This is a genomic window from Haladaptatus marinus (genome assembly GCF_051194195.1).
Genome location: NZ_JBLZNK010000005.1, coordinates 34,280 through 56,531, shown reverse-complemented (window position 1 = coordinate 56,531; position 22,252 = coordinate 34,280). Strand labels below are relative to the sequence as shown.

The following is a 22,252-nucleotide window of genomic DNA, read 5'->3' as shown; positions in this document are numbered from 1 at the left end:
TTAGCAACCACCGGTTGCACAAGGGGTGTATGGGAGAAAACACAAAGAGTATCTGTCCGTTCTGTGGCGTCGGCTGTGGTGTTCTTCGGGGGGACTCCGGAAAGGGACACGGATGGAAAGCGTCGGTGAATAGACGCGGGGAACTCTGCCCGAAAGGAGTGGCGGCCTACGACGTGCTGAATCACGCCGACCGACTGACGGAGCCACAGATTCGGATCGGTGGCGACCTCGTCCCCGTCTCGTGGGACGAAGCATTCCTCCGAATCGAACAGGAGTTCGGTCGTATTGTCGACGAACACGGATCGGATGCGCTGGGATTTTTCGCTTCCTCGGGCTGTACGAACGAGGAAAACTACGTTTTTCAGAAGTTGGCTCGCATGCTTGGAACGAACAACGTCGATAACTGCGCCCGACTTTGTCACTCCTCGACGGTTGCAGCGATGCAGTCGCGGTTCGGTGCGGGCGCGATGACGAACACGCTGGACGATCTCGGCGACGCGGACTGTTTTCTCGTCTGGGGTGCAAATCCGGCGGAACAACACCCGATTATTTTCAGTTCGTATCTCGCACCGGCGGTGAATGACGGAACGACTCTAATTCACATCGACCCGCGGGAAAACCGGACGACAGAGATTGCGGACTTCCACCTTCCCGTCAAACCGGGCTACGACATCCCGCTTCTGAACGGGATGTGCGCCGTGATTTTCGAAGAGGGGTTGGAAGACGATGAATTTCTGCGAGAGCGCGTTTCCAACGTTTCGGCGTTTCGGAAGTTCATCTCCGGCGTCGATGTGGATGAATGCGCAGAAACCGCTGGAATAGCGCCGGACGATCTCCGAGAAGTTGCGCGAATCTACGCGAACGCCACCCGTGCGGCGGCGTTTACCGGCATGGGAATGAGTCAACACCGATACGGAACGGCCAACGTTCACACACTTCTCAACATCGCGCTCGTGACGGGAAACGTCGGCAGGTGCGGTACTGGCGTCAACCCACTCCGTGGAAAGAACAACGTGCAGGGCGCGAGCGACGTGGGTGCCTTGCCGGACGTACTACCGGGGTATCGACCGGTGACAGATTCCGACGCCCGAAAAGCGATTGCAGACGTTTGGGGCGTCGAACCGCCAGCAATACCGGGACTCACGGAAGTCGAGATGACGCACGAGTTCGGTGACGGGATTCGCGGTGCGTTCGTATTCGGCGAAAATATCGGGGCGACGGAACCGAACGTGAACCGCACTGTGCGGGAACTTGATTCGCTCGACTGTCTCGTCGTGCAAGAAATTTTCCCGACCGAAACCACGGCACACGCGGACGTGATATTGCCGGCCAGTTCATGGGCTGAGAAGGCCGGAACCGTCACGAACACCGACCGACAGGTTCAACAAATGCGTCCGAGCAGTGACCCGCCCGGAAACGCGCGCACTGACCTCGAAATTCTCTGTGAGATAGGTCGCCGGTTGTTAGATATCGATTCGGATGTTCGATTGTCGGACACGTCCTTCGAGTATGACGGTCCGGAGGCGGTTTTTTCGGAATTAACGCAAGTGACGCCGCAGTATTCGGGAATGAGTTATTCGGGAATCGGAGACGGAAGCCAGCGATGGCCGCTCCCGAAAGGCGAAACCGAAGGCGTCGGCGTCCTTCACCGAAACCGATTTTCGAACGGCGAGCGGCGCGCTCCGCTCGTTTCAGTCGAACACATCGATCCAACAGCAGAGCATAGCAACAACGACAGCGACTCGTTGGTGTTGACAACTGGACGCGTTATCGAGCATTTCAACAGCGGCGTCGTCACTCGCCGGTCGGATGTGCTAACGCATCTCCGAAGCACTGACGCCCTGCAAATCCATCCGGACGATGCGACGGAACGGGGTGTCGAGGACGGAGATAAAGTCGTCGTGACGAGCAACAACGGACGAATAGAGGCCAAATCGGCGGTAACGCCGTCGATTCGGCCTGGAGTGGTGTTTCTCACGTTCCACTTCGCCGAACGGTTGGTCAACCGCCTGACCGGCGATGAACTCGATCCGACGTCGAAGATTCCGACCTACAAGCACGTCAGGGTTCGAGTGGAGAACACGGAATGAGGGAGTGAATGTGCAGTGAGTGAAGGAATGGACAGTGGGTGGGTGGGTGGATATACAATGGGTGGATATGCAACGAGTGAGTGGGTATGATACGAATGGATGTGGAATGTGAATGAGTGACATGCTTAAACGTGTTCGACCCTAACCTTGGGTGAATCCGGCAGGCGGGACTCGGTTTCGTCGTCGGACTGGAGTATGAACGAGCAGAAAACATACGAACAGCTGTACAGGGATACGATACCGTCGGTGGTCTCGATTTACGTCACACCGCAGAACGTGGCGAAAGGTGCGAGAACTGGAACTGGATCGGGGTTCGTCTACGACGGCGAGGGGAATATCGTCACGAACCAGCACGTCGTGGGGAGTGCCGACGAAGTGGAACTCAGATTTAGCAACGGCGACTGGCGAACTGGACACATCGTCGGGCGGGACAGCAATACCGACCTCGCGGTCGTACAGGTGGCTGACCTGCCGGAGTATGCAAAACCACTTCCAGTTACGACGGGCGAACCAAAACCGGGCCAACAGGTCGCCGCACTCGGCAATCCGATGGGCCTGGATGGAACCATCACGGCAGGCATCGTTAGCGGAACAAATCGCTCGCTTCCCACCGGAAACGGATTCGTCATTCCCGACACAGTGCAGACCGACGCCGCCATCAACCCCGGTAACAGCGGCGGTCCGCTACTGACGCTCGACGGCGAAGTCGTCGGAGTCAATCGAGCGCGACAGGGGGATGGTATCGGATTCGCTATCTCGGCCGCTATCGTTTCACGGGTCGTTCCCGATCTCGTCGCCGAAGGGCAGTATCGCCATCCGTTTCTCAAAATCTCGACGATAGACGTTTCACCGGTCGTCGCCGAGGCTAACGAACTCGGAGAAACCGACGGAATCCTCGTCGTGGATGTCCGACTCGGGCCTGCGAGCGGTGCACTCCTCGGATGCGAAGCCGTTCGAACCCTTCGCGGGCGTGAAATCCCAGTTGGTGGCGACGTTATCGTCGGTGTCGATGGTCAACCCATCCGTTCCCACGAGGAGTTAATGCGATACCTCATCACCGAAACCCATCCTGGGGAGCAAGTCGAGGTTGAACTGATTCGGAGACGACAGCCAGTAACCGAAATCGTAACACTCGGTGAACGCCCCAGAACCACCGGTCACGGTGATGTGAGTATAACGGTGGAATGATGGGAGTTGGCTGTGAAATGCTGGGAGTCGACCGTGAAATGCCGGAATTCGTGTATTAATCGCCGCCTCCGCGGAGCATCTATCCGCGGATAGCTGCGGATGGTCATGTTCGGAAGAGGAAGGGAAATAGCGCGGTATATTGTTATCAGTGGGAAATGGCAGAATTACGGCGGAATATCAGTGGAATGTAGGGTGTTGTTATGATGGCAGTAGGATTTCAGCGGAAATAGCGGTGTTACGCCAGTTCCGGGACTGTTCAGATCGGGTTTTTCATCGAGAATTACATCAACGGATGATGATCGGAGTCCCAAATCGGCAGACGGCGTCGAGAAAACAACGGAAATTCTGGTGTTAATTCGAACGATGTGAATCGTAGAAACAACGGAAATAGTGGGGTAGAGTGGAGATACCTGTGAATAGAGAGTTCAAGACGGGAGATGAGCGGAAATGAGAGGTAAAGTGGGGCCCCAAACATAGCAAGATGAATGGGGAGAGAAAAGCAGAATAGAGAAGTTGGGAAAAGGGTAGAAAAGAAAAAGGTAGAAGAGAATAAGAGAGTGAGAAGACGTGTGAGAGAACAGCGGAAATGTTGGTGCTTACCAGTCGTTCGTGGTGATTTCGGTTGCTATTTTTGGAGAACGGGAGGGGATTGGGTAACGATCAGGTGTCTCGGTCGTCAAGAAGCGACTGATAATACGGTCGAATGCTTTCGTGAACGCCAGCGAGGTCGATGGTTTCTTTGAGCGCGCTGACAACGAGTTGCAAGTCCTGTTTGAGTGCGTGTTCACGGTACTTGCCGCCGGACATACCCTCGTTTTTCTCCGTCGAGGAAATGACCCCGAGCATGGCGAGATCGGCAAGGTGGTCGCGCATCCGTCGGCTGGTGAGTGCCTCGGTTCCGATGTGATTGCACAACTGTTCGTAGCGAGGACGGATATCCCGCGACCGAGCGGGCGTGTTTCCTTCCGCTTCGAGCGACGTGAGTGCGTACAGGATGAGACGAGCGTGCTGGGTAAGGTCGGCAACACCCTCCATGATTCGGTCTCGTTCGAGTTTACGTCGTGCTTCCTGTACGTGTTGGTCGACGACCTGTTCTGCGGCGTCTTTCCGGGCGAGGTCACCTGCTTCGAGGAGCAAATCGAGCGCTTGTCGAGCGTCACCAGCGTCCTGCGCACCGTAGGCCGCACAGAGCGGAATCACGTCGTCCGCGAGGGCGCTATCGTGAAACGCGACTTGGTCGCGCTGATGGAGCACTTTCTGGAGTTCGCTCGCGTTGTACGGCGGGAACGAAACTTCCTTTTCACAGAGCGATGAGCGAACTTTTGCCGAGAGGGAGTCGCGAAACGAAAGGTCGTTGCTGATGCCGATGAGACCGATTTTGGCGTGTTCCAGGTAGCCGTTGCTTCGGGCGCGTGGAATCTGGTAGAGAATGGAGTTGTCGTTGATGTGATCGACCTCGTCCAGCACGATGATGATGGTTCCGCCGAGTTTGTCGAGTTCATCCCAGAGAAAGCTGTAAACCTGCGCTTGGGGGTAGCCGGTATTACTGATCTGATCCGCAGGGTCGCGCAGCGTATTGACGAGCCGAACCGCGACCTGGTAACTCGAATTGAGACCATCACAGTTGATTTCGATGACCGAAAGCGAGATGTCGTCGTATCGCGCGGCGTCTTCTTGAAGTTGGTTGAGCAGGAATCGCGTTGCGGCGGTCTTTCCGACGCCGCTCTTTCCGTAGAGAAAGATGTTCGACGGGGCTTCACCGTTGATGATGGGTTGGAGAGCAGCGTGATACTCTTCGAGTTCGTCGTCCCGTCCAACGAGATTGTTGGGCGTGTACTCCTCCAATAGTGCGTCCCGGTTCTTGTAGAGAGAGTTATCCCGGTCGAAGCTGAACGATGACATTATCGTACGGTTTCACGGAAGAGTATATAAAACTGAGGCGTCCGCTGTTTCTTCTGTCCCTCCGTCTATAAGTATCGTACCAATTCGACGGGGAGCGTCGTTTCCGATGTCAACGTTCGTTTTCACCGCTTAGAATCAGTGAGCTATATCATGAGATCATCTCACATAATTTGTCTCACCTCATCCCGCACAGTCTGTCACGTAGTCTGTCTTACGCAGTCCGCGAACGGAGTCTGTTTTTCCACCCTTTTCTACCTGCACTATTTCTTCATCTTTGTCGTTTGTATACTATTCCTCCGTTTCCGTCGTCTTGCAAACACCGTCACTCTTGATAGAGGAATGAAAGAGCAACGGAAACAGTGGGGGTTAACGATGAAATGAAAATAGTAAAAAGACGGGTTAGAGCCGTTACTATTGGCTTATTTTGCCCGGTCGAGGATCAAGATTGGTGGGATAACACGTTACTGTTTATAAAGACACACCCACCCCACTATTTCCTGTGTTTAGTTGGGGGAAGGGTGGGGTGGGTTATGAAAGACCTATAATAAAGCGATAGATTTATAAGTAATAAAGTTAAACAATACCCGCATTGGGTAAAGAAGGCGTGGATTGAACTTAGTGGAACTAGATAAGAGTTTGTTATTTTGATGTCGTCATCCGTTTCTCTACCGCTATACGCTGTTGTTCATCACCATCGTCCTCGGTATCATCAACCCGCCACCCTCCTTCCAGCCAAAACAGCGGAAATGATGGGGTGGGTGTCCGTGTCACTCCAACTCATACACCAATCACACTCATACACCAATCATGTCGATCGCGGTATTCACACCAACCGTTCCGAGGAATTACACTCACTCTCATTTCGATAGGCGAGCCGACGGTCATACCAGTCCATCCAAGATATTTTGACCCTGACGCTCTTCGCCTCTCATACTTTTCTACGTGCATTCTCTTTGACTCTCACACTGTTTCGGGCGTGCGATTCAGCAACGTCGATTCAGTGCTACCTGGCGGTTCGACCACCGTCTCAGGCCACCTAAACAACGGAAATTACGGGGTGGGTGTTATTTGGGTAGTATCCCATCTTCTTTTGTGCGACAGCGGAAACCATGGAGTTGATACGAAACAACTCCACTCGTGGGGACAGCGGAAATCGTGGGGTGGTGCCGTTCGAAACATCTTGATACGTGGATGGCAAATGATTCCTTCCCGAGAACGTTAGTAGCGGCTTTGGCTACCCTGATATACTCATTTGGTGGCTTGAATCAGGTGGTACGAGAAAGAACAAACTGATGAGATTTGCCGCTGGATTCGACTCTCGCCAGACGCGTTTCGATCAGTATGGAATCCATCTTCCGTTTTAGTAGTCCTCTCTCTGGGTGCTTGTGCCCCGAAATGTTGCGAATCGCTCTATCTCGACTGAGACGGAAAACAGCGGAAACACTGGTGTACGAAAATTATCCCTGAAAAGCTGTCTATTCACGTTGACCGACGATTTCTGATAATATATTGGTCGCACGACCCGATTTCGAATGGTTCTCGAATCTCGTTGAGCGAACCTCCATAACCTGCGAACAGCGGAAACAACGGTGTTAGTGTCCGGATGAAACGTACTGTCCGGATAGAACGAGGACACTGTCGTTTTCGGTGAGACAGTGTTGTTATTCAAGGATAGTGTCATCGTACACCTATAGCGTGGTTGTCCGGCTATAGCGTAGTTTCACCAGCTATTGCGTAGTCGTCCAGTTATCGCGTGGTCGTTCGGTTAAACCGTTGCTGTACGAACGATGGCACCGCTGTCCAATCCCACTTCGTCTACTGTCCGTGCTTCAGCTACTGTCTGAAGCCTTGGCTATTAGTTGAGTAGCTTAGTGAATCGTTTCGCGAACTAGTTCTGCTCGACTTCCAGAATACGGGCGTCACACCCTTCACAGGTTGCGGCGACGACTTCCATCGAGCGACAGCACGATTCGACCGTTTCCTGTTCTGCGGTAATAGTACCGCCACATTCCGGGCACGTTTCAAGGAAGATACGGAGGCCACTCAGAATACGGCTTTGATTGTCCACGGAGAGTTCATCCCACTGGTCGTAGCGGTCGCTAAGTTCGCGTGCTGCGGCGAGGTCGGCGACCAGTGCGGCGTGAGACTCCCACTGACCGAGTCGGCGACCGTCGATTCGAGCGAGGAAGGCGCTCTCGTGTTCTTCGAACTCCAATTCGTCCTCGTCGGCATCGAGAATGCGGCTCAAATCGTTCTTTTCAGCACCGTCTTCCAGGACACGTTCCATGCTATCGTGCCAGGCCCCTCGGAAACCATCGTCGAGACAAAGGTCGTCGATTTCCTCACAGGGTTCGATAACGTTTGCTTCGGTAAGCACCGCTTCGGGGTCGCGATCCGATTCTTTGGGTGTCCGCGTTGGCGTTGACATTTCGCTCTTATCGAACACCCGGAGTGACCAATCGGGGAAGTACGTCTTCGTGAGCGTCGGCGTTCCGGGAACGAGATACCCACGGAGGTAGATCGCCGACATACTAAACGCGAAGAACGCAATACCGAGTGGTATCGCCGCAAATGTCAAGGCCGTACTTACGACGATGGCAATTGTGACGTTTACAATCGTACAGGGTATACACCGATTTTCTCCGATGTATTCCGGCTGTTTGAAGCGGTCAATGAATCCCGTTCGTTCCGTACTCATCTCATTCCTAACATTTTGCTTCATCATTATATACTTATTGTTGAAATCGGTTGATGGCAGTTAAAAAGATCTACACGATCGTATTAAAGTTCCATACGGACGCATCAAAAACGCCCAATACGCCCAACACACTCTATACGCCCAACACGTGTTCCAGATTAGTCTTCGAAAATTCAGCTTTCCGCTAACTATTCTCTACTAATTATATTTATTAATTATTGCTGACTATCATTTCTACTAGTAATTTCCTACCAATAATATCTGCCAATAATCAACTACTAGGTGGTTCCGCCTGTTGAAGTCGAATCGTCACAACGCTTCCTCGTGGCTGATTGGTGCCAAACGTAAGTTCGCCACCGAACTTTCCAACGACCCAATTCGTCAGCCACAGCCCAAGACCACTTCCATGTTGGAGCGCGGTCTCCCGTCCTTCGATAAGAACGGATTGCTCCTCTTTCAGACGGGCGAGGGCGTCGCGTGGGGCGTTTTCAGTGTGAACTTCCACATAGTCAAGTTCCTCGTGAAGGACATCAGACGCGACCTTTCCGAAGAACTCGTTGTCCTGGACGTGGAGCACCCGAACAGGGCGACGTTCCATTCTACACTACTGGTCTTGTATGTGACCAATAAATAACTTTGTCCTACGTCCTCCCTTCACCCGATAGTGTCACCCGAGTTCAATTTTCGCGGCGATTTATTGCCTTTCATATAAATATCGCATCAGTATTCAAATCTTTTCATTCGCACTCCTCGGGTGGTATCGCAACCTCACCGTACTCCGTCCGCTGATTGTCGTCGGAAACCGCCCATTCGACGGCGTTCCCCAAAACCTGCCGTATTTCAGGTTGTTGATAGATAGGATACGTTTCGTGGCCTGGCTGGAAGTAGAAAACCCGGCCCGAACCACGGCGGTAGCAACAGCCGCTTCGGAACACCTCACCACCCTCGAACCAACTCATAAAGACGAGTTCGTCGGGTGCGGGTACGTCGAATCGCTCGCCGTACATTTCCGCTGTCGGCACGACGATTTGCTCGTCAACTCCCTTCGCAATCGGATGGCTCGGTTCCACCGTCCAGAGTCGTTCCCGCTCGCCCTCGTTTCGCCATTTGAGGTCGCAGGTCGTTCCCATGAGGCGTTTGAAGATTTTCGAGAAATGTCCGGAGTGGAGCACGATGAGACCCATTCCGTCGAGGACGTGCTGACGCACTCGCTCTACGACCTCGTCCGCGACTTCGTCGTGGGCAGCGTGTCCCCACCACGTAAGCACATCCGTTTCTTCGATTACGTCCTCGCTCAGTCCGTGTTCGGGTTCGTCCAGCGTGGCCGTTTCCACGTCGAATCCTTCCGATTCGAACAATTCTGCAAGCACCGTGTGGATGCCCTCTGGGTAACACTCTTCTGCCTCTCCTCCTTCTCGCTCGTGCCGAAACTCGTTCCACACCGTGACCCGTATCTGGCTCATGCGACATACCTCTCCCGAGAGTCGATTCATTGTTTCGGAACCGCGTCAGCGGTCGCGTTTCCCAGTTCCATCTCACCACTGCTGTTTATTCGACCTGCCCCCGAAGTTGCCATATGGAACCTCGAATTAGCATCGTCACGCTCGGCGTCGCCGACCTCACTGACTCCATTCAGTTCTATCGGGACGGCCTCTCGCTTCCGATGGATGAGCGAGACGAAGACGAATTCATCGCCTTTTTCGAAATGTCCGGCATGAAACTGGCACTCTACCCTCGTGAACTGCTTGCCGAAGACGCGACCGTCTCGTCCGGGGTCGGCGAGTTCGACGGAATCACGCTCGCGCACAACGTCGATTCGAAAGAAGTGGTCGACGACGTGCTCGGCGAAGCGGTTTCGGCGGGCGGCGAACTTGTAAAAACGGCGCAGGAAACCAATTGGGGTGGCTACTCCGGTTATTTCGCCGATCCGGATGGCCATCTCTGGGAAGTTGCGTGGAACCCCTACTGGGAGTTCTGAACAGGATGTGCGCCAGGCAACGCATAAACCTATGAGAGCGAATCTTTTCGCCCGTCTGTTCTTTACGGAGCAACCCGAGTGTACGCCTGTCGCCAAATCCCTTCGTACATATCTGCCTGAGAACCTCCCAAGAGCAGTTTGAAAGGCAGGAATTCGTGAGACGAAGCTAAAAGCAATTCTCCCGAAGCTACTCCTCCGATACCTCGTCGTCCTCCCAACCCTCGCTGTACACCTGCTCCTCTGGAACGCCGATGCTCGCGAGCTTCTCCTTCGTCTCCACGACCATTCCCGGCACGCCACAGACGTAGAAATCGGTTTCCATCGTGGATGAAACGACTTCCTCGATGTGTTCTTGGACGTGTCCCGTCCTTCCCGCCCACTCCTCTTCGGAAAGGGAATAGGCCACGGTCAGGTTCTCGTGTGCCGATTCGAACTGGTCGAGCGTTTCGCGGAACATGATGTTTTCCTGTGATTTCTCGCCGTAGAGGAAGGTTACCTTCCCCTCTCCCTCGCGAAGGTACTGTTTCACCATCGCTATCATCGGCGTGATTCCGGTGCCTGTCGAGACGAACGCTACGTCCGAGTCGGTGTTTCGGAGATAGAGGTTCCCGTCCAAATCCTCGATTTCGATGGTATCCCCCGGTTCCCGGTCGTGCATGTACACCGACGCGGTACCGTCGTCGTACCGCTTTATCGCCAACACGATGCTATTCGTTCCGGGTCGCGTCGTCGCGGTATAGGGCCGAACCACCTCATCCCCATCCTGTTCGAAGTGGAGGTGTGTGTGCTGGCCGGGTTGGAAATCGAACTCGTGGTCGGCGACGAGTACGAACTGCTTTACCTGTGGCGTCATCCGGTGAATCGACGTAATCTCGACTTCGCGCATAGTTTCGTCCTCATCGGTGACGTCCCTAAACGAATCGGCCAACTGGTTCGCTGAACGTGAGCGATACGACCGTCTCCGGCCGTGAATAGTAGCCGAATAGGCAAGCAGAGTGCATAACCGACTCAAATGCCTAAGCTATTATCATGGTAGAGTATGCGACCATCCCTGACGACGTGCCCCAGAACAAACGTAGTTCCATCCAGCGAGTACGAACAGTGAGCAATCTGCTGGATGAGGCGATTTGCGTCCCCGGTACGAACTTCCGATTCGGCCTCGACCCGATTCTGGGTCTGCTGCCGGTCGGCGGCGACGTGGCGTCCGCGGTGATTTCGCTTTACATAGTCTTCGAAGGTGTTCTTATGGGGGTTCCTCGGCAAACCCTTGCTCGGATGCTCGTGAACGTCCTCATCGACACCTTCGGTGGTTCCGTGCCGATTCTCGGGTCGCTGTTCGACGCCGGATGGAAGGCGAACGAGCGAAACCGTAAACTGCTCGAAAAACACGTCTAAAGACGGTTAATCTTCCAGTTCGAGCGTCACGTCGTCGGCTTCGAAATCCTCGATAAACGACCCGGAACCGCCGATGCTCACGTTTCCGTCCGCAGTTTCGAGCACGAGTGCGGTTTCGACGGGGAAGGCGTTCGACGCCGGTTCGACGAGTCCTTGCCGAATGTCGACGACTCTTCCTTCGACGGTCACCGGCCCGTTTTCCCCACCGACCGGCCGGGCACGAACCCGGGCGCGAATCGGGTGGCCTGCTCGGCGATGGAGCGTGGCTTGCAACACCGCGTTGCGGAAGTCGTGAAAGGTTTGGGGCAACTCCGCGGGAGCGGTCGCGTACACTTCGTTCGCCATCGGCCAGTAGTTGCCGAGAAACGACCCGACGAGAACGGGAACGAGTTGTTCTTGTGCGAACGTAATCGCCTGCTTGTTGCTGTTCGAGCGGACGATCATCTCGGTCGGCGCGACGAGGCCGAATCGTTGATCGACCGTGAGCGTCGTCGGCATCGGTTCGCGCCACGTACGCGCGGCGCTTGCGAGGCCGTCGAACTCCGATTCATCGATGTCGTTCGGGTGGATGCCACTGACGACGAGCAGGACGAGAACGCCCCGTTCGACCGCTGCTCCGAGTTCGTTTGCCACCTCGGGAAGGTGTTCGTAAGGAATCGAGAGCGTGATCTCTTCGTTCGCGTCCGCCAGTCGATTCTCGATTCGCTTGATGACGGTGACGCGGGATTTGATGACCTCGAACTGGTCGGGGTCGCTGGTCGTCGCGGAGTAGCGGTCGTCCAATGCGGGACGCATGGTTTCGACCCTATCCGCGAGCGTCCCGATGACCTGTTCCGGCGGGTTCGCGCGAATCATCGTCGGGACGACGTGGTCGTTGACTTCGACAAAGCCGCGGTCTGCCAACTTCTCGCTCGTGCTGTAGACGTAGCGTTTCGAGACGCCAGCATCGTCCGCGATGGTGCTGGCTTTCGCCTCGCCCTGTTCCAAAATCGCGAGATACGTATCGACTTCCTTCTCCGAAAGACCGAACTGCCGGAGCAGGTCGGAGAGCGTACGGTCGTCCATTCGTTGTCCGGTCGTTCACCACGAAAGTATAAACGTTACTCGGTGACGTGGGCGACGACGACGCTTTCGACCACGAGTTTCGTCTCACCATCCCCAACGGTCGGAATCCGGCCGCCTGTCACGAGGTCGGTGTCCTCGATCTCCGTGTCGAGGGTCACCTCCCGTGCTGATTCGCCGAAATTCAAGACGACGACGACGCGCGAGTCGGACGACTTGCGCGAGAACCCGACGACGCCGTCGTCGCATTCGTTTTCATTTCCGTCGTCGCATTCCCACTGGATTTTCTCGACTGACCCCGTTCGAAGGACGGGAAGCTCGTCACGCAATCGACTCAGTTGGCGGTGGAACGCGGTCAATTCGTCGTCGCCGTGTTCCCACCGCATCGTCCCGCGATATTCGGTCATGCCGCGTTCTTGGCCGTAGTAAATCATCGGTGCACCCGGAAGCGTGAACGTCGCGGCGGTTGCGGCTTTCAGTGCGTCCAATCCACAGTCATCCAGATAACGTGACTCATCGTGATTTTCGACGTAGCGGAGATGTACTGCGCTGTCGGGGAAACCCACGCGGTTTCCGTCCTCCAGCGCGTCGAAGAGTGCCGTGGCGGGCATTTCGCCCTGTCCGATTTCGCGAAGCGTTCCGTACAACGTCGTGTCGTAGTGTATCGTGAACTCGCCTTCGTGGTAGTCGGGGTCGCGTGGAATCGTCTCGTCGAGCAGAAGGAAATCGTCCGGTACCCGACTTGCGACTTCCTTCCAGAACTCGTGGGGGACGCCCCACGCTACATCGCATCGGAAGCCATCGACCATCCCGGCCCACTCCTCGACTACGTCGAGAAGGAACCGCCGCACCGCGAGGGAGTCGAAATTGAAGTTCGGAATCTGCTCCCAGTTGAAGTAGCGCTGGGCTTCCGTTTTCCCCGTCTTCTCGTTTGTTTCCCAGACGTACCAGTCCCGATACTCCGGCACGCCTGCCGCACTCATCTGGAACGCTGGGTGGTCGCGCGAGGAGTGGTTGATGACGAGGTCGAAGATAACCCGAATATCGGCCTCATGACAGCGTGCGACGAAGGACGCGAACTCTTCGCGCGTGCCGAGGTCGCTCGCGGTTTCGAAGTAGTTCGTCGTGTGATAGCCGTGATCGGTCGGACTTTCCAAAATCGGCGTCAACCAGACACAGTCCACGTTCAGCGATTCGAGGTAGGGAACCCGCCGTTCCAACTCCTCGAACGTCGAATCGACCGTTTCGCCCGCGAACGACCGGACGAATATCTCGTAGACGGTGGGCGATTCGGCCCACTCCGGCGCGTCGTTGTGCCTCCGAACTTTCTCTTTCCCGTTTCGCTCGTCGATTTCTACGCAGTCGGCGACGCTGTGGCGTTCGCCGACTGCGACCGCGTGAACACGAATGTCGTTCCCGAGTTTTTTTCGAGGAATTCGAAGGCGTCGTTGGTTACGGACGACCTTGACTCTGTCTCGATCGTCCATCTCCACGTAAAACTCTACGTCGAGTTCGTCGTCCTCGAACTCACTGTTCGGCGCCGAACTCACCGCCGCCGAAATCACGACTTCGTCGTCCGTCAACATTCCATCGAGGTGAACTCGCGGGCGACCCGGCCCCGGAACCGTCAACGTTCCCTGCACTTGCTCCATAAGGTCGTCGTTCATCAGGAATCCGTACGGATGATCGCCCGGTGGGAGTCGAGTTTCGAAGACGTAGGTTCCATCCTCGTAGGTCGGCCGGTCTGCACCGGTAATGTGTTCGTTGAACGGTCCTGCGATACAGATAGATTCGAGTTCCTCCTGCGGAATCGAGAGGTCGCTGACCGGAAGCTCGAAGCGCGCAGTCCGTCGTTCGTCAGGGAACGCACGAACGAATCGGCGCTGTTCTCCGTCCGCTTTCGCAAGTCGAAGGTGGTAGACGCCGGGTTCGTCGGGTTCGAAGTGGACAACCGGAGAATCGCCGACTGTCGCCAAACTCCCGTCCGGGTGAGATTCGAGAAGCCATTCGTATTCCCCATCCGGGATGGGGTCGCGCGGTGCGAGTTCGACCGCCTCGCCGACGGTCGTGAATCGCGGTGGGGCCGATTCGTGCATACTCACCACACCACAGGCAGGGGGTAACAACGTTTGGATTTTCGTTAATTTGTGAACGACTATTTCACCAAGCCTTTTTATCGTGGCTCCCCGTCTTCCAACCCGATGACACTCCGCGATACACTTTCGGACTTCAAACGCCATCGCGGGAGCGCGACACGCTTCCCAGGTGAGCGCCGGACGCCTGCGGGCCGGTTCTCCGGCCTTGACGCCAGACTCGTACACGTCGCCCCGGACGGGTCGCTTCGCGACTACTCCAATCCGCTTTCCGGCCGGTACGGAATTGACCGCTCTCGATTCGGGATTCGACGCGATGGCGAGACGATCTGGTTCGACGGTGCCGACTCGACACAGCGATACGACGGGGATTCCGCGCTCATCGTCACCGAACACGAGGCCGACGACTGGTCGGTGACACAGTACGACGTGACGCTTTCGGACGCTCATATCACCCATTTCACTACCGAGGACGACTTTTCGGCCGAACTCGTCGCCTATCTCGGTTTTGCACCCGATGGCCGTGACGACCGAATCGGACAGCTTCGACACGGCGACGTAATCGAGATGTTCCATGCCGACGAACACGACTACCTCGCAATCGCCCCCGAACCGGAAGAAATCCACGGACAGGTGCCGACGGATTTCGCCTCCCTCGTCTCCGACGAACCGACGACGGTTCCACAGACCAACGAGGCCGGACGGTACGAAGAGAGCAGGCTCAGCGGCGAACTCGTCGTTCCGGCCGCGTTGGACGGAACCGTCACGCTCGTTTCGTTCCTCGCAGACCACGACGAAACGCCGCGCGAGGATGCCCTCGTCCGAATTCGCGAACTTCTCGAAACATACGATTCGACCGACGAAATCCGAACCGCTGCTACCGAACAAACCGTAAACCGTCCCGATACGCCGGAAGCGAAAGCGGTCACCGCCGACCTGCGCGTCCTCTCGCTCCTCTCAGCGGAAACCGGAGCACGAATCGCCGGTCCCGATTTCGACCCGTTCTACGCTTACTCCGGCGGATACGGCTACACGTGGTTCCGCGACGACGCTGAAATCTCGCGCTTCCTGCTCGCTTCCGACGATCATTTCGACCTTTCGCTCGCGGACTGGCACGCGCGAAGTGCCCGGTTCTACTGCGAAACGCAGTGTGAGGACGGAACGTGGCCCCACCGCGTCTGGCCTCGCGATGGCACTCTCGCTCCCGGTTGGGCCAACGCCCGCATCGAAGCTGGCGAAGGTGCGGATTATCAGGCCGACCAGACGGGAAGCGTCATCGCGTTTCTGACGAGATATCTCCGCGACGGCGACGTGGATTCGGAACTCGAATCAATGGTTCGGGAAGCGCTCTCCGTCGCACTCGACGGACTGGACGACACCTTGGAATCGGATGGTCTCCCGGTTCACTGCCAGAACGCATGGGAGAACATGACCGGACGGTTCGCTCACACCGCCGCGACGTACCTCGAAGCATACGCAGCGCTCACGAGTGCGCCGATCGACGCGGAACTGAGAGAGCACGCGAAATCACAGGCCGAGACAGTGCTCTCCGGACTCGAAAACCTTTGGACGGGCGACTTCTACGCTCTTCGACTGGACGAGGACGACGAACTCGACGCTCGCCTCGATTCGAGTTCCCTCGCGCTCGCCGGTGCCCATCACGCATACGCCGAAGTTGCCGACCTCGATTCCGAACAGGTCGACCGCCTCGTGTCGCACACCGAGGCAGTTCTGGATGGGCTCTGGCGCGACCCCGAGGAAAGCGACATCCGCGGCCTCGCGCGATTCGACGAGGACGATTGGCGTAAACGCGACCAGCGCGAGCCGAAAATCTGGACGGTTTCGACCGCGTGGGGCGCACATGCCGCGTCCGAACTTGCAACCCTGCTGTCGGCGCGCGAGTCGTCGCGCGCCGACGAGTTCGCGCGACGCTCGCGCGAACTTCTTTTGCTCCTCCTCCCCGATGGCCCGCTCTGCACCGACTCCGGCTATCTGCCCGAACAGTTCTTCGACGTGGGTGACGCGGATAGCGCGACACCGCTCGGGTGGCCGCATGCAATTCGTCTGGCGACGGTTGCGTCGCTGGACAAACAAGGCGTGTTGGAACCAGAAGAAGTGCAAACGAGCCTGGACTGAAACGGCGTTCGACCGAAGAAACTGTTACACTGACGCCGTCGCGGTTTCCGATTTTTCGCCGATAATCTTCCCGGTTTCGCTGTCGAAGACGTGAACGTCGTCCTCCGCGAACGTGACCTGAATCGTGTCGCCGGGGGAGGGTTCCACGTCGGAATCGACGCGGGCGATAAAATCATCGGCGAGGTCGAGATAGAGATAGTTGTCGCTTCCGATGGGTTCCACGACTTCGACCGTCGTTTCGAGGACGTTTCGCTCGTCGCCAGTCGCGGGGAACACGTCTTCCGGACGGACGCCAACTGTGAACTCGCCGTTCACGGTTTCGATTCGCCCGGTGAAAGCGGACGAAAGGCGACATGAGAAGTCGCCGTCGGCGTTAGTGAGGACGATTTCACCCGAGTCGTTCGTCGCGCGAACGTCGATGAAGTTCATGCTGGGCGATCCGACGAACCCGCCGACGAAACTGTTTGTGGGGTTTTCGTAGACTGTGGTCGGTGCACCCATCTGCTGGAGTTCACCGTCCCGGAGGATGACGATGCGGTCGCCCATCGTCATCGCCTCCTCCTGGTCGTGCGTGACGTACACCGCGGTAATCCCGAGTTCCTGCTGGATGCGCTGGATTTCGGTGCGCATCGTGGTTCGGAGTTTCGCATCGAGGTTCGAGAGCGGTTCGTCGAACAGGAAAATGTCCGGTTCGCGGACGATTGCGCGGCCGAGGGCGACACGCTGTTTTTGCCCACCGGAGAGTTCGTCGGGTTTGTCGTCGAGCAGATCCTCGATTCCCATCATCTCCGCGGCTTCGTAAACGCGCCCGTGGCGCTCATCCTTCGAGAGGTTGGTACTCATTTGCAACCCGAACGACATATTCTCCTCGACGGTTTTGTGCGGGTAGAGCGCGTAGTTCTGGAACACCATTGCCACGTCGCGGTCTTTGGCGTGAACGTCGGTCACGTCATCGTCGCCGATATGGATGCCGCCGGATGTGGCGCGTTCGAGTCCAGCAATCATGCGTAGGGTGGTCGTCTTTCCGCATCCCGACGGGCCGACGAGCGTAACGAACTCGCCGTCGGCGATATCGAGGTTCAGGTCGTCGACCGCGACGATTTGACCACGGTCGAACTCCTTTCGGAGGTTCTCCAGTCGAAGGCTTGCCATTACTTCGTGTGGTGTCGTACCACGATAAAGTTCTTTCCCATCGTACTAAATTTGTGATGCGATTTTTCATACTACTTTTAAAATTCGAAAATCGAACGAGGGGAGATCATTGTGAATTTGTCACAGCCAAAAGGACACGAAAATCCCTAACGGTTAAATACGTGAAGTCATATTTCATAACAGATAACCTCATGTCGTATCCACGGCGACGAATCATTCAAACTGGCGGTGCTTTGGCTGGTGCAACATTGGCTGGCTGTATCAGCGTAAGTGACGATAGCTCGGACAAGAACACGTCAGACGACGGTTCCGGTGATGGCAAAACTGCCGCCGGAACTGCACAACTCTGGCACGGCCGCTCGAAAGGACCGAAAAAGAATCTGGTGACAAACGTCGAGACGTTTGGCAGCGAGACGAACCATTCGGTGAAACTCTCCGAGATTTCGGAACTGGAGAAGAAACTGGAAAACGCGATACCAGCGGGCAAAGGTCCACACCTGTTCCAGTGGGCACACGACTGGATCGGAGAATATCAGCCCGCAGGACTCCTTTCCGACCAGAAGGAGAACCTGAGCGTCGATATCGACTCGACGTTCACGAAAGCTGCGGCGGAGGCAGTGCAATTCAACGGTGAAGTTCTCGGCCTTCCATGGGCCGCGGAGACGGTCGGCCTGGTTTACAACAAGGAGTTGGTGGACAAACCACCTGAGATGGTCGAAGAGATGCAGTCCATCATGGACGAACATCACGACCCATCGAACGGCAAATACGGCCTCTCGTTCCCCATCGACCCATACTTCATCAGCGGCTACGCACAGGCCTTCGGCGGGTTCTACTACGATGAAGGAAACGACAAACTCGGCCTGACGAACGAGAAGACGCTCAAAGGGTTCCGGTTCGTCCGCGACGAACTGGCGAAATACATCCCGAAAGACCACGCATACGACCCACAAGCCGCGGTGTTCAACGAGGGCAACGCACCATTTGCCATCAACGGGCCGTGGTTCCTCGGCAGCGTCCGAGACTCAGGCGTTGATGTCGGCGTCGCGCCGCTTCCGAAACCGAAGGGCGGAACGCCGAAACCGTACACGACGGTCAAGATTTGGTACTTCTCCAAGAAGATGAACCAGGGTGGCAAGAACGCCACGGCCGGCCGGAAGTTCGCCGAGTGGCACACGACGAACACGGATATCCTTTCGACGCTCGCAGAAGAACACGGCTTCATCCCGGTTCACAAAGACCTCGCAGGAAGTGACGAACTACCCGCCGCGACCAAGGCGTACTCCAAATCCGTCAAGATGGGCGAACCGATTCCGACGCACAAACACATGAGCAGCGTCTGGGATCCGTTGAAAAGTGCCTTCAAGAAGGTCGTCAAAGGTGACCAAGACGCCAAACCGGCGTTCAAACAGGCCGAGAAGACGATCAAAAGTAACTGGCAGTAACACTACCCAATGAGTATTCGCTCGACGGTTTCACGCGGCGCGCAAGCGCTAGAAAATCCGGTGTTCGACCGGGACGACCTTCCCCTGCTCCTCGTACTGCCGGGGCTGTTTCTGTTCTCGGCGTTCATGTTCTATCCCATCGCGTACTCGGTATTCCTCTCGTTTACCGACGCGACGAACCTGACGCTGTTCAACGGGTCGTACTCGTTCATCGGATTCGAAAACTACGCACAGGTGCTGTTCGGCACGCCACACTTTACGCTCGACCTGTTCGGATATCGCACGACACTGCCGATAAACGCGAGTTTCTGGAACTCGATGGGAATCTCGTGGCTGTTCGTGGTTACGAGCGTGATGCTCAAAATCGGGCTGAGCATCGCCATCGCGCTCGTGCTGACCAACGAACACGTGGTCGGTCGGCGATACATGCGCTCGTTCATCATCATCCCGATGGGTCTGCCGTCCATCTTCACCATCACTGTCTGGCGGGGCATCTTCAGCAACGCTCAGTACGGATTGGCGAATCAACTGCTCACGCTGTTGCAGCTTCAACCAGTGCTCTGGCTCGACCAACGCTGGACGGCCTTTCTCGCCTACAATATCACGGAGATGTGGCTGGCCTATCCGTTCATGGTCATCATCATCGTGAGTGCGCTTCAGGATGTGCCCGAGGAACTCCACGACGCGGCGATGGTTGACGGCGCGGGATTCTTCAACCGGTTTCTGCACGTAACACTGCCATCTATCAAGCGTCCCGTACTCTTCGCGTCCATCTTGACGGCGGCGGCATCGTTCCAACAGTTCCTCATCCCGTTTGTGATGAACAAGGGCGGACCGCTCCGCCAGAACGAACTGCTCATCGTCTACGGCTACCGTGAAGCGTTCCGCTTCGACAAGTACGGCATGGGTGCCGCCATCATGTCGCTGTCGCTCGTCGTCATCGCCGCATTCATGTTCTTGAACGTGAAGCGTGGCCGCCTCGCGGATGGGGTGAACGAATGAGCGCCGACGGAATTTCGGGCAAACTGGCCGAGGACATCAAACACGTTCTCGATGCCCCGATTCGTGCGGGAGAGACGGTTCGGTACACCGTTGTCGGCCTGAAAAACGGCGACGTTCCGCCGCGCCGAGTCGCCGCGAAAATCCTCGCTACGTCGCTGGCGTTGGTGATGATCGGAGCACTACTGTTCCCAATTTACTGGATTTTCCTCGCCTCGCTCTCGGGCAGCGGCGGTTCGTTGTATTCGTCCAGCGGGATTCGACTCTGGCCGAAGAACCCGTCCCCGGACGCCTACCTCTGGGTTCTCGGGGGGATGGAGATACCGAGTCTCGAAGTCGGTATCAGTTTGCTTGGCTACGAAATCGCGCTGAACACGCCGGGCATCTCGACCACCGTGGACTGTGCCAAATACGGCGGCTGTTCGAATTTCCCCCGATTCCTCTGGAACAGCCTCACGGTCGCCATTCCGACAGTAATCTTGACGATGTGTATCGTCGTCCCGGCGGCGTACGCACTGTCGCGTCGGAAGTTCATCTTCCGGTCGAAAATCCTGTACGGCTACGTCCTGTTCACGCAGGTCGGGAGCGGACTGGGCGTTGCCGCGCTCATCGCGCTTTATGCCACGTTCGTCCAGGTCGGACTGGACAACAGCAAACTCGCGCTATCGGCGTACTATGCGGCGACGGCGGTGCCGTTCAACACGTGGCTACTGAAGACCTATATGGACAACATTCCGACCTCCTACGAGGAGGCGGCGATGATGGACGGTGCGTCCTCCTGGCGTATCGTCTGGGAAATCATCCTTCCGCTGTCGAAGGCTGGGTTGGCGACCGTACTGGTGTTCAGCTTTCTCGCCGGTTGGACGGAGTTCATCGTCGCACAACTCCTGCTCAGCGCGGACAAGTACACGCTTCCGGTGGGACTGTACAGCCTCGTCGGGAAGTATTCGACGCCGTGGGCGCGCTTCTCGGCCTTCGCGCTGACCTTCGCGACGCCCGTCATGCTGGTGTATCTGTTCGTCCAGCGCTACATCGAGAGCGGGCTATCGTTCGGCGGAATGGAAGGCTGACGACCCGAACTTGGGTCGTCGGTTGATTTTTCACGGACTCACCGTCGCGCGCTCGCAGAACAGTGCATTCAAATCCGGGCGCTCAACCAGTTCGTACTCGTTCTCGACCCGACCGACAGCACCCGCTTTTGCGAGATGTTCGAGATGGGCGTAGGATTCGCCGGGGCCGTGGAGGACGTGGATGCCGTCGAGTTGACCGAACAGATGGCCAGCCATCGTCCACGCATTGACGGAACCGTAGTCGGCTAACACGTCGAGCACTTGTTCTGTACGGTCTCGATGGTGATGTCGGATTTCCATCGCGCGCTCGGCGGGGGTTTCTATCACGTCGCCGTGACCGGGCCACGCGCGGTCGTAGTTCGCTTCGATGATGTGGGTCAACGTGTCGAGATACGCCGAAAGCGGGTTTTTCGATTCGAACGTCGGCACCGCCGATGTTCGGCGTGATGTCGGCGAGCAGGGCGTCGCTGCAGAAGAGTTCACGTCCCGACTCGCCGTCGAAGGCGAATCCGACGAGACCCGCTGTGTGTCCGGGAAGGTGAACTGCTTCGAGCGATATCCCACAATCGAGGCGGTCGCCCGCCGAAATCGACTCGACCGTCGGCGTCGGGCCATCGAGTTATCCTGCCTTCTTTGCCGTCGCCAACACCGCTTTTTGAACCGGGATTGGAAGTCCCCACTCGCTGAGCAGCGTCCGTTGGCGCGCTTCGAACTCGTCCCACGCCGTGTCGCGCTGGGCGACGAGTGAGGCATCTCCTTTGTGGACGTAAACCGTTGCATCATTCGCTTCCTGCACCGTTCCAGCTAATCCGGCATGGTCGGGGTGCCAGTGAGTAACGAGAATTCGCTCCACGTCGGCAAGCGCTACCCCCATGTCCGCCAGTCCCGACCGGAGCGATTCGAGCGTATTGGGCATTCGGACGCTCGTATCGATGAGCGTCACTGGTTCGCCGGCCCAGTGCCAAGCACGTAGACCGCGTTGTCCCGCTCAAATTCGGTGTTTCCGAGTCGAATCCTATTCACAACTCCAGCTATTTTTGAGAT

Annotated in this window: 16 protein-coding genes and 1 pseudogene; 8 read left to right on the top strand and 9 right to left on the bottom strand. The window is 56.6% G+C overall.

From position 1 onward, the window contains the following. The first annotated feature begins 29 nt into the window (after positions 1-29). Both fdhF and ACN2TU_RS17400 read left to right on the top strand, forming a co-directional pair. Entirely contained in the window at positions 30-2,090 is a 2,061-nt protein-coding gene (gene fdhF, locus ACN2TU_RS17405) for a formate dehydrogenase subunit alpha (protein WP_435157134.1), read from the top strand. Positions 2,091-2,285: 195 nt separating this feature from the next. Continuing rightward, positions 2,286-3,278: a S1C family serine protease gene (locus ACN2TU_RS17400; RefSeq protein WP_435157132.1), complete on the top strand. Its 993-nt coding sequence runs from the start codon at positions 2,286-2,288 to the stop codon at positions 3,276-3,278. A gap of 660 nt (positions 3,279-3,938) precedes the next feature. Here ACN2TU_RS17400 and ACN2TU_RS17395 read toward each other — a convergent pair. The 4 genes from ACN2TU_RS17395 to ACN2TU_RS17380 all read right to left on the bottom strand — a co-directional run bounded on the left by ACN2TU_RS17395 (position 3,939) and on the right by ACN2TU_RS17380 (position 9,341). Next, positions 3,939-5,180, bottom strand: coding sequence for an orc1/cdc6 family replication initiation protein (locus ACN2TU_RS17395; RefSeq protein ID WP_435157130.1), 1,242 nt, complete (start codon positions 5,178-5,180; stop codon positions 3,939-3,941). Between the two features lie 1,888 nt (positions 5,181-7,068). Continuing rightward, positions 7,069-7,878, bottom strand: coding sequence for a DUF8054 domain-containing protein (locus tag ACN2TU_RS17390; protein ID WP_435157129.1), 810 nt, complete (start codon positions 7,876-7,878; stop codon positions 7,069-7,071). Positions 7,879-8,149: 271 nt separating this feature from the next. After that, entirely contained in the window at positions 8,150-8,476 is a 327-nt protein-coding gene (locus ACN2TU_RS17385; RefSeq protein WP_435157127.1) for a hypothetical protein, read from the bottom strand. Between the two features lie 139 nt (positions 8,477-8,615). Beyond that, complete coding sequence (locus tag ACN2TU_RS17380) at positions 8,616-9,341, bottom strand: ThuA domain-containing protein (protein ID WP_435157125.1); 726 nt, start codon at positions 9,339-9,341, stop codon at positions 8,616-8,618. A 113-nt stretch (positions 9,342-9,454) separates the two neighbouring features. Between ACN2TU_RS17380 and ACN2TU_RS17375 the strand changes: the two genes are divergently transcribed. After that, on the top strand, positions 9,455-9,856 hold the full coding sequence (locus ACN2TU_RS17375; RefSeq protein ID WP_435157123.1) for a VOC family protein: 402 nt from the start codon (positions 9,455-9,457) through the stop codon (positions 9,854-9,856). Between the two features lie 187 nt (positions 9,857-10,043). On the opposite strand, the gene ACN2TU_RS17370 is transcribed toward ACN2TU_RS17375, so the two are convergent. Continuing rightward, complete coding sequence (locus ACN2TU_RS17370) at positions 10,044-10,742, bottom strand: ferredoxin--NADP reductase (RefSeq protein ID WP_435157121.1); 699 nt, start codon at positions 10,740-10,742, stop codon at positions 10,044-10,046. Positions 10,743-10,885: 143 nt separating this feature from the next. On the opposite strand from ACN2TU_RS17370, the gene ACN2TU_RS17365 reads away from it, so the two are divergent. Continuing rightward, a complete protein-coding gene (locus tag ACN2TU_RS17365; RefSeq protein ID WP_435157120.1) occupies positions 10,886-11,251 on the top strand; it encodes a DUF4112 domain-containing protein in 366 nt (121 codons plus the stop codon). A gap of 6 nt (positions 11,252-11,257) precedes the next feature. On the opposite strand, the gene ACN2TU_RS17360 is transcribed toward ACN2TU_RS17365, so the two are convergent. Both ACN2TU_RS17360 and ACN2TU_RS17355 read right to left on the bottom strand, forming a co-directional pair. After that, positions 11,258-12,316 carry a TrmB family transcriptional regulator gene (locus tag ACN2TU_RS17360; RefSeq protein WP_435157118.1) on the bottom strand — a complete coding sequence of 353 codons (1,059 nt, stop codon included), beginning with the start codon at positions 12,314-12,316 and terminating at the stop codon, positions 11,258-11,260. Positions 12,317-12,351: 35 nt separating this feature from the next. After that, on the bottom strand, positions 12,352-14,409 hold the full coding sequence (locus ACN2TU_RS17355) for an alpha-amylase family glycosyl hydrolase (protein WP_435157116.1): 2,058 nt from the start codon (positions 14,407-14,409) through the stop codon (positions 12,352-12,354). A 105-nt stretch (positions 14,410-14,514) separates the two neighbouring features. Here ACN2TU_RS17355 and ACN2TU_RS17350 point away from each other — a divergent pair, with 105 nt between their 5' ends. Beyond that, entirely contained in the window at positions 14,515-16,542 is a 2,028-nt protein-coding gene (locus ACN2TU_RS17350) for a DUF7997 domain-containing protein (RefSeq protein WP_435157114.1), read from the top strand. A gap of 24 nt (positions 16,543-16,566) precedes the next feature. On the opposite strand, the gene ACN2TU_RS17345 is transcribed toward ACN2TU_RS17350, so the two are convergent. Next, positions 16,567-17,694: an ABC transporter ATP-binding protein gene (locus ACN2TU_RS17345; RefSeq protein WP_435157113.1), complete on the bottom strand. Its 1,128-nt coding sequence runs from the start codon at positions 17,692-17,694 to the stop codon at positions 16,567-16,569. A 191-nt stretch (positions 17,695-17,885) separates the two neighbouring features. Here ACN2TU_RS17345 and ACN2TU_RS17340 point away from each other — a divergent pair, with 191 nt between their 5' ends. The 3 genes from ACN2TU_RS17340 to ACN2TU_RS17330 are packed head-to-tail and all read left to right on the top strand — an operon-like array spanning position 17,886 to position 21,208. Further along, positions 17,886-19,139: an extracellular solute-binding protein gene (locus ACN2TU_RS17340; RefSeq protein ID WP_435157112.1), complete on the top strand. Its 1,254-nt coding sequence runs from the start codon at positions 17,886-17,888 to the stop codon at positions 19,137-19,139. 9 nt (positions 19,140-19,148) lie between these two features. Then, a complete protein-coding gene (locus ACN2TU_RS17335; RefSeq protein ID WP_435157110.1) occupies positions 19,149-20,141 on the top strand; it encodes a carbohydrate ABC transporter permease in 993 nt (330 codons plus the stop codon). Continuing rightward, on the top strand, positions 20,138-21,208 hold the full coding sequence (locus ACN2TU_RS17330; protein ID WP_435157108.1) for a sugar ABC transporter permease: 1,071 nt from the start codon (positions 20,138-20,140) through the stop codon (positions 21,206-21,208). The genes ACN2TU_RS17335 and ACN2TU_RS17330 overlap by 4 nt, the downstream gene beginning before the upstream one ends. A gap of 30 nt (positions 21,209-21,238) precedes the next feature. Here the strand turns inward: ACN2TU_RS17330 and ACN2TU_RS17325 are convergent. Further along, positions 21,239-22,231: pseudogene (locus tag ACN2TU_RS17325) on the bottom strand (MBL fold metallo-hydrolase). Between the last annotated feature and the right edge of the window lie 21 nt (positions 22,232-22,252).

What these genes read in the sequence shown, in the direction of transcription:
- ACN2TU_RS17330 (WP_435157108.1), top strand. Translation starts at nt 20,138, where the DNA reads ATGAGCGCCGACGGAATTTCGGGCAAACTGGCCGAGGACATCAAACAC.
- ACN2TU_RS17390 (WP_435157129.1), bottom strand. Translation starts at nt 7,878, where the DNA reads ATGAGTACGGAACGAACGGGATTCATTGACCGCTTCAAACAGCCGGAA.
- ACN2TU_RS17355 (WP_435157116.1), bottom strand. Translation starts at nt 14,409, where the DNA reads ATGCACGAATCGGCCCCACCGCGATTCACGACCGTCGGCGAGGCGGTC.
- ACN2TU_RS17375 (WP_435157123.1), top strand. Translation starts at nt 9,455, where the DNA reads ATGGAACCTCGAATTAGCATCGTCACGCTCGGCGTCGCCGACCTCACT.
- ACN2TU_RS17385 (WP_435157127.1), bottom strand. Translation starts at nt 8,476, where the DNA reads ATGGAACGTCGCCCTGTTCGGGTGCTCCACGTCCAGGACAACGAGTTC.
- ACN2TU_RS17335 (WP_435157110.1), top strand. Translation starts at nt 19,149, where the DNA reads ATGAGTATTCGCTCGACGGTTTCACGCGGCGCGCAAGCGCTAGAAAAT.
- ACN2TU_RS17370 (WP_435157121.1), bottom strand. Translation starts at nt 10,742, where the DNA reads ATGCGCGAAGTCGAGATTACGTCGATTCACCGGATGACGCCACAGGTA.
- ACN2TU_RS17380 (WP_435157125.1), bottom strand. Translation starts at nt 9,341, where the DNA reads ATGAGCCAGATACGGGTCACGGTGTGGAACGAGTTTCGGCACGAGCGA.
- ACN2TU_RS17350 (WP_435157114.1), top strand. Translation starts at nt 14,515, where the DNA reads ATGACACTCCGCGATACACTTTCGGACTTCAAACGCCATCGCGGGAGC.
- ACN2TU_RS17340 (WP_435157112.1), top strand. Translation starts at nt 17,886, where the DNA reads ATGTCGTATCCACGGCGACGAATCATTCAAACTGGCGGTGCTTTGGCT.
- ACN2TU_RS17345 (WP_435157113.1), bottom strand. Translation starts at nt 17,694, where the DNA reads ATGGCAAGCCTTCGACTGGAGAACCTCCGAAAGGAGTTCGACCGTGGT.
- ACN2TU_RS17360 (WP_435157118.1), bottom strand. Translation starts at nt 12,316, where the DNA reads ATGGACGACCGTACGCTCTCCGACCTGCTCCGGCAGTTCGGTCTTTCG.
- fdhF (WP_435157134.1), top strand. Translation starts at nt 30, where the DNA reads ATGGGAGAAAACACAAAGAGTATCTGTCCGTTCTGTGGCGTCGGCTGT.
- ACN2TU_RS17365 (WP_435157120.1), top strand. Translation starts at nt 10,886, where the DNA reads ATGGTAGAGTATGCGACCATCCCTGACGACGTGCCCCAGAACAAACGT.
- ACN2TU_RS17395 (WP_435157130.1), bottom strand. Translation starts at nt 5,180, where the DNA reads ATGTCATCGTTCAGCTTCGACCGGGATAACTCTCTCTACAAGAACCGG.
- ACN2TU_RS17400 (WP_435157132.1), top strand. Translation starts at nt 2,286, where the DNA reads ATGAACGAGCAGAAAACATACGAACAGCTGTACAGGGATACGATACCG.